This is a genomic window from Bradyrhizobium genomosp. III (assembly GCF_000261705.1).
Lineage (GTDB): Bacteria > Pseudomonadota > Alphaproteobacteria > Rhizobiales > Xanthobacteraceae > Bradyrhizobium > Bradyrhizobium ottawaense.
On sequence record NZ_AJQF01000254.1, the window covers coordinates 1 to 8665 of the forward strand.

Genomic DNA, 8665 nt, shown 5'->3' on the forward strand with positions numbered 1-8665 from the left:
TCGCCTTTCTCGAGGAACGGGTCGGCGCCGAGCTGCTGCATCGGACGACGCGCTCGATCAAGCTGAGCGAAGAGGGCGAGCGCTATGTCGCGATCTGCCGCCGCGTGCTCACCGAGCTGGAGGAGGCCGACGACATCGCGGCCGGACCGCGGTCGGCGCCGCGCGGCCTGCTCACGATCACTGCTCCCGTGGTGTCGGGCGAGATGGTGCTGCGGCCGATCCTGGACGCGTTTCTCGATGCCTGTCCGACGGTGTCGGCCAAGCTGCTGCTGTTCGATCGCGCGGTCAATCTGATCGAGGAGGGCATCGACATCGCGCTTCGCATCGGCCCCCTCGCGGATTCGGCGATGGTGGCAATGCGGGTCGGCGAGATCAGCCGCGTGGTCGTGGCAGCCCCGCGCTATCTGAAGCAGCATCCCCGCATCACCGAGCCCGGCGATCTCGCCAAGCATCAGATCGTGGCGATGGCCCATCTGCCCAATTCCTGGACCTTCGCGCCGCAGGCCGGTGGGGCGGTGCCGCGTACGGTCCAGTTCACGCCGCGTCTCATCGTCAACAGCACCTACGCGGCCGTAGCCTCCGCCGTTGCCGGCCGCGGCGTCGCGCGGATGTATTCGTACCAGGTGGCCGAGCAGGTTGCGCGCGGCGAGCTCGAGATCGTGCTGGCCGCCGAGAAGGATCCGGAGATGCCGGCACACCTGATCTGCCCGCAGGGCCGGCTCTCGGTGCCGAAGGTGCGGGCCTTCTCCGACTTTGCCGTGCCGCGGCTGAAAAAGCACTTTGCGCAGCTCAAGAAGAGCGTCGCTGCACGCTGAGCATCGCTGCAGCCAATGCGTTGTTTTGCGTATTCGGTCGTCGGGGTGAATCGGCCACTCTGTCCAAACGGTTAACGCCGGATTAACCGCGGACTCCTAGCCTGTCTCGGCCGGGGTTACTCGCAAGGCCGAGGTGAGCCTAATGGAAGCCCAGAAGATCGCGGTCGACGCCGTCGTCGCGCTGACCAATTGCGACCGCAACGCTGTCGTAGCCTTCATCCGCCAGCTCTATCTCGCCGGGGTGACCGACCCCAAACGCCTGACCTTCAAGGGTCTGCAGGCGCTGACGCGGGCGTAGCCGGCTGGTTTCGGCGTAGCGGCGCTGATCCTCGGCCTCATCGTGTTTTCGGTACTACGTCAAGTGTGGCACGATGCGTTGGCGGATTACGCTACGCTAATCCGCCCTACGACTTCTGCGGTAATCCCGAGCGCGTCTAGTGATGGTGTTTGCGCCCTGCGGAGCTATCAGGATGCTGATAGCCTCGCAGCTCGGCGTATCTTTGCATTTGGCTCTGATTGAGCAAGGCCGCGGTCGACAGGTGATATTTGAGGTGGCTCTCGCGGAGCCGGCCCTGCGTTTCCGAAATGGCGACGATGGTCGCCTTAAGCGACTCCGGCGTCACGGCACGGGCAGAGAACAGGTTGTCCAATTCCCTCTCTTGCTCCACGAGCTTGTTGCCCAGCGGGACCGTCTCTTGCTTCATCGAATCGAAGAGGTGCTGAATTTCGGCGCGCTGATCGCCGGTCAGCTCGAGCCGATCCCCGAGCTCGAGAACGTGACTGGGGCCGGGATATCCATTCAGTTCAGCGGCAAGCGCCAGACCCATACCGCGTCCGCTCTGGAGATCGTCGACCTGCTGGTGCGACAGCGCCTTGATGGGACGCTGCTCGAGGCCGGCATAGGGCTTGCTAGACTGCGCGCTGGCAGCGTTGCAGGTGACGACAAGCGTGGCCGCAAGCAGGAGAAGGCGTCTCATGAGTCTGGCTCCATGAAATCAGGCCGGCCGGTCGATCTCCGCCGGGGTGCTCTCGAAGTCCATATCTTGCTGGAAGGTCTGTCCCATGGCAACAAAGCTTGCCGTGATCGAGGTAGCCGAAGATGGAGCAGGTGATGGCCCTCTTGCCGACCGCCGACAGCGCGACGAAGCAGTTCTTCCTGGCGTGGCTGGACACCTTCGCGGGCTACGTCCGCGAGGTCGACTACGCCGCGGCGCGGCCGCTCTTCCATCCAGATGTGCTTGCCTTCGGCACGCATAACGACGTCATCCCCGGCCTCGATCAGTGGGTCACGACGCAATGGGACAACGTCTGGCCGAAGACGACCGACTTTCGTTTCGTGCTCGATCAGACCTCGGTCCTGGCATCCCGCGACGGCACGATGGCGACGGTGATCGCGCCGTGGACGAGCACGGGATATCATCCCGACGGCAGCGCGTTTGCGCGCCCCGGCCGGGCGACGATGGTGTTCACGTGGAACGGTGACGGGTGGCTGTGCGTGCATTCGCACATGTCGCTCAATCGCGGTGTGCCGCAGGTGAGCCACGCCAATCGGCCGGTGAAGGCCTGGTAGAAAACGCGAAAGGCCCCGGATGCGACCGGGGCCTTGATTTTGGATACCTAGGGCGCATTAGCGAAGCGTAATCCGCCGTTCAGCAATAACAGCAATCAACTGGTGATGGCCGCGCGAAGGTGACGGATTACGCTTTCGCTAATCCGTCCTACGCATCGGGCCTATTCCGGCTGGCCGATGCTCACCTTCAGCGTGCCGACGCCGTCGACGCCGCATTCGAGCTTGTCGCCGGGCTGGAGCTGCGACACGCCGGCGGGGGTGCCCGTCATGATGATGTCGCCGGCGGCGAGCTTCACCTGCTGCGAGAGCTGCCAGATGATCTCGGGCACGTTCCAGATCAGCTCGGTCAGGTCGCCCTTCTGAGCCTCCTTGCCGTTGACCGTCAGCCAGATCTTGCCCTTGGCGGGATGGCCGATCTTGGAGGCCGGCTGAATGGCGGAGCACGGCGCGGAGCCGTCGAACGACTTGCCGATCTCCCAGGGGCGCTCCTTCTTGCGCGAGGCGATCTGGAGGTCGCGGCGGGTGAGATCGATGCCGACGGCGTAACCATAGACGTGATCCAGCGCCTTGTCGGCGGGAATGTTCAGGCTGCCGCTCTTCATCGCGACGATCAGCTCGACCTCGTGATGCAAATCCTTGGTCAGCGGCGGATAAGGAATGGTGGCGCCGTCGGGCACCAGCATGTCGGCGTGCTTGGCGAAGAAGAACGGCGGGGCGCGCTCGTCATTGCCCATCTCGCGGATGTGCTCGAGATAGTTGCGGCCGACGCACCAGATGCGGCGCACCGGATAACGGCCGCTTTCGCCGACGACGGGAAGCGAAGCCTGGGGCGGAAGCGGGATGACGTAGGAGGCGGCGTTCATGCGGGTCTCGCTGCTCTTGAGGTAAAGTGGAACTCTATGCGGTTGCGCTGATCGGCGCCAGAGCGCCGGCATCGTAGTGTTGCAGGCGGAAGAACGAGGCATAGCGGCCGCCGCGGCGGAGCAACTCGTCATGCCGCCCCTGCTCGACGATCTCGCCGCCCTCGATCACCAGGATCGCGTCGGCATGCATGATGGTGTGCAGGCGATGCGCGATCACGATGGTGGTGCGGTTCTGGCAGAGATGCTCGATCGCCTCCTGCACCTGCCGCTCGGATTCGGAATCGAGCGCAGCGGTGGCTTCGTCCAGCAGGATGATCGGTGCGTTCTTGATCAGCGCGCGCGCCACGGCGATGCGCTGACGCTGGCCGCCTGAAAGCTGCGTGCCGTGCTCGCCGACCGGTGTGTCGTAGCCAAGCGGAAAGCCCATGATGAAATCATGCGCGCAAGCCGCTTTCGCTGCCTCGGTGATCTCGTCCTCGCTCGCGCCGGGCCGGCCGAAAGCGATGTTGTTGCGGATGGTGTCGCGGAACAGATAGACGTCCTGCCCGACATAGGCAGTCTGCGCCCGCAGCGATTTGCGAGAGATTGCGCCGATCGACTGGCCGTCGATCACGATGTCGCCTTGTGTCACCTCATAGAAGCGCAGCAGCAGCGCCAGCACGGTCGACTTGCCGCCGCCGGAGGGCCCGACCAGCGCCGTGACCTTGCCGGGCTCGGCCACGAAGCTCATGCGGTTGAGCACGGTCTCATTGGCGCGATAGGAGAAGCTGACATCGCGCAGCTCGATCCGGGCGTCGGAGAGCTTCAGCGCCGGCTTGTCGTCGTCGGAGTGCTCGCTCGCCGGGCTGTCGACCACTTCGAGCAGCATGCGCGCGCCGACGAGCTGGCTGTTCAAGTCGATGTTGAGCCGCGCCAGCCGCTTGGCCGGCTCGGTCGCCATCAGGAACGCGGTCATGAAGGAGAAGAACGCGCCCGGCGTGGCGTTGAGCGCGACCACGCTGTAGCCGCCATAGAGCAGGCAGCCGGCGACCGCGAAGCCGCCGAGCATTTCCATCAGCGGGTTGGAGCGGTTGGCGACGCGCGCCATCTTGTTGGCGTTGCGCTCGACGATGGCGATGTTCTCGTCGATGCGGCTCTGCATCGTGTCTTCGAGCGTGAACGCCTTCACCGTGCGGATGCCTTGCAGCGATTCCTGCATGGTCTCCATGATGTCGGCGGTGCCGGTGAACTGGTTGTAGGCGAGGCCCTTGATACGCTTGACCAGCTTGCGCAGCACCAGCATCGCGGGCGGCACCACGACGAGGCCGATGAACGACATCACGGGGTCCTGCCACACCATCACGCCGATCATGGCGAGCAGCATCAACAGGTCGCGCCCGACGGCGTTGACCAGCATGTTGAGCACGTCGGTGATCGACTTGGCGCCGGCCGTCAGCCGCGCCAGGAATTCTGACGAATGCCGCTCGGAGAAGAAGCCGACGCTTTCGCGCATCAGTTTTGCGAACAGCTGGCGCTGGTTGGTGGCGAGGATGGCGTTACTGATCTTGGTCAGGATCACCATGTGGCCGTAGGTCGCCACGCCCTTGATGAACAGCAGGATCACCGTGATCCCGGAAAACATCGCGATGCCCGGGATGTTCTTGTCGACATAGGCCTGGTTGATGACCTGGCCGAGCACATAGGTCGCGCCTGCCGTCGCGCCCGCGGCGACCGCCATCAGCGCGAAGGCGACGAGGTAGCGCCGCCAATAGACGACGCCCTGTTCCGTGACCAGGCGGCGAATCAGGACCGCTGCCGCATAGGGATCGTCGGTGATTTTCTTTGGAAACTGGGCCATCCGGTGTCCATTGACGGCGCAGGACAAAGCCTGCCCGCACGTCAGGGATCGAAGGGCCTCTGTGCCCGCTCAAGCGGGGTTTTTCAAGCCCAATTAAGGGCTTGCGCTCAGATGGAATCTAGGCCGAGGCGGCGTGGCGAAGCTCGCCATGGCGCTCGTGGAACAGCTTGTCCTCCCACGCCAAAGCGTGGGCCGCGATGGTCTCGAGGTCGTCGTATTGCGGCTTCCAGTCGAGCAGGCCGCGGATCCGGCTGGTGTCGGCGACCATGGTCATGATGTCGCCCGGCCGGCGCGGAGCGTACTGCACGGCGAAGCTGCGGCCCGAGACCCGGCGCACCGCGTCGATGGTCTCCAGTACCGAATAGCCGCGGCCATAGCCGCAATTGAGCGTCGTCGAGGCGCCGCCATTGCGCAGGTACGCGAGCGCCGAGCGATGCGCCTGCGAGAGGTCCGTGACGTGGATGAAGTCGCGAATGCAGCTGCCGTCGGGGGTCGGATAGTCGGTGCCGAACACGTCGATCTTGGCGCGCTGGCCGGTCGCGGCCTCGACCGCGATCTTGAGCAGATGCGTGGCGCCGACGGTGGCAAGCCCGATGCGCGCCTGCGGATCGGCGCCGGCGACGTTGAAATAGCGCAGGGTGACGTACTGCATGCCGTAGGCGGCGGCGACGTCGTGCAGCATGATCTCGGTCATCAGCTTGGACGAGCCATAGGGCGATAGCGGCCGCGTCGGTGCATGCTCGGGCACCGGCACCTGGTCCGGATTGCCGTAGACGGCGGCGGTCGAGGAAAAGATGAAGCGGCCGATGCCGCGCTTGACGGCGACATTGAGCAGGTTGCGCGCGGTCGTGAAATTGTTGCGGTAGTAGCCGAGCGGATCGCGCATCGAATCCGGCACGACGACGGAGCCCGCGAAATGGATGATGCTCTCGATGTTGTGCTGCGCGATCACGCCTTCGAGCAGGTTCTCGTCGCCGGCATCGCCGATGAACAGCGGCACGCCCTCAGGCAGATAGGCGGAGAAACCGGTCGAGAGATCGTCGATCACGACGACGTCCTCGCCGGCTTCCGCCAGCGCGAGGACCGTGTGACTTCCGATATAGCCGGCGCCGCCGGTGACTAGCACAGTCATGATCTCACCCGTCTTCGATCAACGCGCCAAGTTAACGTTTGCGCGGTGAAGAGGGGGTTTCGGCGCGGCTGAACTGGTCACTATGCTTAATGTTGCGTATAGGGACTTTGCGAAACGGAGCATGACGTGGCCAATTCCCCCGGCGATCTCGAAGTGATCGTGCCAAATCTGCACAGGCGCTATTCCGGGGTCACCGCGACCAACCGGATGGTGGCGCCGCGGCTGGCGAAACTGTACCGCTCCGCCTGGTTCGGCTCGCACGCGCCGGCTGGGATTGCGCGGCTGAGCGTTGCCGATTTTCTGAAGCTATGGCGCCGCAAGGCGCCGCTGATCTGGCACGCGCGGCGCAACAACGAGATGATCGCGGGCGTCGCGCTACGCGCGTTCGGCTGGCCGTTGAAACTCGTGTTCACCTCGGCGGCGCAGCGGCACCATAGTTGGATCACGCGCTGGCTGATCCGGCGCATGGACGCGATCATCGCGACGTCAGATCTTTCGGCCTCGTTCCTGAAGGTGAAGGCGACGGTGATCCCGCATGGCGTCGACACCGACATCTATGCGCCGCCGCAGGACCGCGCTGCTGCGTTCGCGGAGGCCGCGCTGCCCGGCCGCTACGCCATCGGCTGCTTCGGCCGTGTGCGCGCGCAGAAGGGCACCGACGTGTTCGTCGACGCGATGTGCCGCCTGTTGCCGCGCTATCCCGATTTCACCGCCGTGATTGTCGGACAGGTCACGGCCGAGCAGACGCCCTTTGCGAACGAGCTGAAAAAGCAGATCGAAGCGGCCGGCCTGCAATCGCGCATCGTCATCACTGGCGAGCTGCCGATCGAAGCGGTGCAGCGCTGGTATCAGCGGCTGACGATCTACGCCTTCACCTCGCGCAACGAGGGTTTTGGGCTGACGCTGATCGAGGCGATGGCGGCCGGCAGCGCGCTCGTCGCCGCACGCGCCGGCGCGGCCGAGCTGGTGGTCGAGGACGGCGTGAGCGGCGTGCTGGTCCCGACCGGCGATGCCGATGCGTTGGCTGCGGCGCTGGAGCCGCTGATGCGCGATGTGGATGCCGCGACGGCGATGGGCGAGAGGGGGCGAGCGCGGGTGCTCGCAAAATTCAGCCTCGATGCGGAAGCGGCGCGGATCGGCGAGGTCTATCGGCCACTGCTTTGAGCGGCCGGTGTCGCGCCGGCAAACAAAAACCGCGAAAACAACACAGTAGCCGCGGCCAGCAAAATCAACGGCTTGGCGGCTGACGCGATACGTTGCGGATTTCACGAAGCGCGTTTGACGCGTCGGGCAAAACACCGGCGCTTATCATCGGCGGCGCAGGCGTTGCCGACGCTCACGTCTCCGTCCGCGCCCCGGCCTCACCCAGCACCCGCTGCGCGATCGCCACCACCTCGCGCGCTGCGATATCGCGCATGCAACGGTGGTCGTTCATTTTGCAGACCGTGCTCTGGCAGGGCTGGCAGGACAGATCTTCCTTGTCCTGCACCACGGTCGCCGCAAGGCCGTTGAGGGGGGCCCAGAGATAGGGGCTGGTCGGGCCGAAGATGCCCATGGTGGGCGTGCCCAGCGCGGCTGCGATGTGCATCAGGCCGGAATCGTTGGAGATGGCGACGCCGGCCGCCGCCATGGCCAGCACGCCGTTGCGCAGATCGTTGCCGGTGAGGTCCCTGACCCCCGGGCCGCCCGCCGCGACGATCTCTTGGGCCAGCCCCTTTTCCGCGGGGCCGCCGACCACCCAGACCTCGAGGCCGCGCTCGACCAGCAGCCGGGCGGCCTCCGGATAGTAGGTCCAGCGCTTTGAGACGCCGACCGAGCCGGGGGCGAGCGCCACTGCGGCGCCCGCGCTGAGGCCGTTGGCCTGCCGCCAGCGGACGATATCGTCGGCCGGAACCCGCAATTGCGGCACCGGCCATTCCGCCGGCAGTGGCGCGCCGTCGGGCTGGGCCAGAGCGGCGTTCTTGTCGATGAAGCGGGGCAGCTTCTTCTCGCCCCAGCGCCAGCGGTTGAGCAGGCCGAACCGGAATTCGCCGACGAAGCCGACCCGTTCAGGAATACCGGCCAGGGCGGGCGCGATGGCCGCCTTCCAGGTCCGGGGCAGCACCAGGGCCGTGCCGTAGTTCCGCTCGCGCAGGAGCTTCCCCAGGGCGAACTGGCGGGCGACGGCGAGGCGGCTGCGCGGCAGGTCCCAGACGATCCCCTGGCGCACGCCGGGCATGTAATCGACCAGCGGGGCGCACAGGGATGTGGTGAGGAGATCGACCGGCCGGTTGGGCCAGCGCTCCTTCAGAACCCGGACGACGGTGTGATTCCGAACGAAATCGCCGATCCACATGTAGGGAATGATCAGAATCGGGCGGGTGTCGCTCCGATCTGCATCTCCGCTAAGTGTCGAATCTTGGTTCATTCGTTAATGGAGCCGAGGCGATCTGATTGTGGCGGGTCGGT

The 8665-nt window shown here is 65.4% G+C and carries 9 protein-coding genes; 4 read left to right on the forward strand and 5 right to left on the reverse strand.

Annotation, left to right across the window (positions count from 1 at the left end; genetic code table 11):
* Together IC66_RS0121785 and IC66_RS47750 are read left to right on the forward strand one after the other, a co-directional pair.
* Positions 1 to 815 (forward strand): LysR substrate-binding domain-containing protein (locus IC66_RS0121785; protein WP_038949033.1); only part of this gene is annotated, 815 nt, incomplete at its 5' end.
* A gap of 142 nt (positions 816 to 957) precedes the next feature.
* Positions 958 to 1113 (forward strand): hypothetical protein, encoded by a 156-nt coding sequence (locus IC66_RS47750; protein ID WP_162832253.1) that lies wholly within the window; start codon positions 958 to 960, stop codon positions 1111 to 1113.
* A gap of 136 nt (positions 1114 to 1249) precedes the next feature.
* Here the strand turns inward: IC66_RS47750 and IC66_RS0121795 are convergent, their stop codons facing one another.
* Entirely contained in the window at positions 1250 to 1792 is a 543-nt protein-coding gene (locus tag IC66_RS0121795) for a Spy/CpxP family protein refolding chaperone (protein WP_028143336.1), read from the reverse strand.
* A gap of 134 nt (positions 1793 to 1926) precedes the next feature.
* Here IC66_RS0121795 and IC66_RS0121800 point away from each other — a divergent pair, with 134 nt between their 5' ends.
* Complete coding sequence (locus tag IC66_RS0121800; protein ID WP_028143335.1) at positions 1927 to 2385, forward strand: YybH family protein; 459 nt, start codon at positions 1927 to 1929, stop codon at positions 2383 to 2385.
* A 161-nt stretch (positions 2386 to 2546) separates the two neighbouring features.
* Here the strand turns inward: IC66_RS0121800 and IC66_RS0121805 are convergent, their stop codons facing one another.
* The 3 genes from IC66_RS0121805 to galE form a co-directional block, all read right to left on the reverse strand.
* Entirely contained in the window at positions 2547 to 3248 is a 702-nt protein-coding gene (locus IC66_RS0121805) for a fumarylacetoacetate hydrolase family protein (protein ID WP_038949034.1), read from the reverse strand.
* A gap of 34 nt (positions 3249 to 3282) precedes the next feature.
* Positions 3283 to 5085, reverse strand: a complete 1803-nt coding sequence (locus IC66_RS0121810) for an ABC transporter ATP-binding protein (RefSeq protein WP_038949036.1) — start codon at positions 5083 to 5085, stop codon at positions 3283 to 3285.
* Between the two features lie 118 nt (positions 5086 to 5203).
* Complete coding sequence (gene galE / locus IC66_RS0121815; protein ID WP_028143333.1) at positions 5204 to 6217, reverse strand: UDP-glucose 4-epimerase GalE; 1014 nt, start codon at positions 6215 to 6217, stop codon at positions 5204 to 5206.
* A gap of 126 nt (positions 6218 to 6343) precedes the next feature.
* Between galE and IC66_RS0121820 the strand changes: the two genes are divergently transcribed.
* Positions 6344 to 7381 (forward strand): glycosyltransferase family 4 protein, encoded by a 1038-nt coding sequence (locus IC66_RS0121820; RefSeq protein ID WP_038949038.1) that lies wholly within the window; start codon positions 6344 to 6346, stop codon positions 7379 to 7381.
* Positions 7382 to 7553: 172 nt separating this feature from the next.
* Here the strand turns inward: IC66_RS0121820 and waaF are convergent, their stop codons facing one another.
* A complete protein-coding gene (gene waaF / locus IC66_RS0121825; protein WP_049806598.1) occupies positions 7554 to 8624 on the reverse strand; it encodes a lipopolysaccharide heptosyltransferase II in 1071 nt (356 codons plus the stop codon).
* Positions 8625 to 8665 lie beyond the last annotated feature (41 nt).

Coding starts and splice junctions, on each gene's coding strand:
- IC66_RS0121795 (WP_028143336.1), bottom strand. CDS start 1,792: ATGAGACGCCTTCTCCTGCTTGCGGCCACGCTTGTCGTCACCTGCAAC.
- galE (WP_028143333.1), bottom strand. CDS start 6,217: ATGACTGTGCTAGTCACCGGCGGCGCCGGCTATATCGGAAGTCACACG.
- IC66_RS0121810 (WP_038949036.1), bottom strand. CDS start 5,085: ATGGCCCAGTTTCCAAAGAAAATCACCGACGATCCCTATGCGGCAGCG.
- IC66_RS47750 (WP_162832253.1), top strand. CDS start 958: ATGGAAGCCCAGAAGATCGCGGTCGACGCCGTCGTCGCGCTGACCAAT.
- IC66_RS0121800 (WP_028143335.1), top strand. CDS start 1,927: ATGGCCCTCTTGCCGACCGCCGACAGCGCGACGAAGCAGTTCTTCCTG.
- waaF (WP_049806598.1), bottom strand. CDS start 8,624: ATGAACCAAGATTCGACACTTAGCGGAGATGCAGATCGGAGCGACACC.
- IC66_RS0121805 (WP_038949034.1), bottom strand. CDS start 3,248: ATGAACGCCGCCTCCTACGTCATCCCGCTTCCGCCCCAGGCTTCGCTT.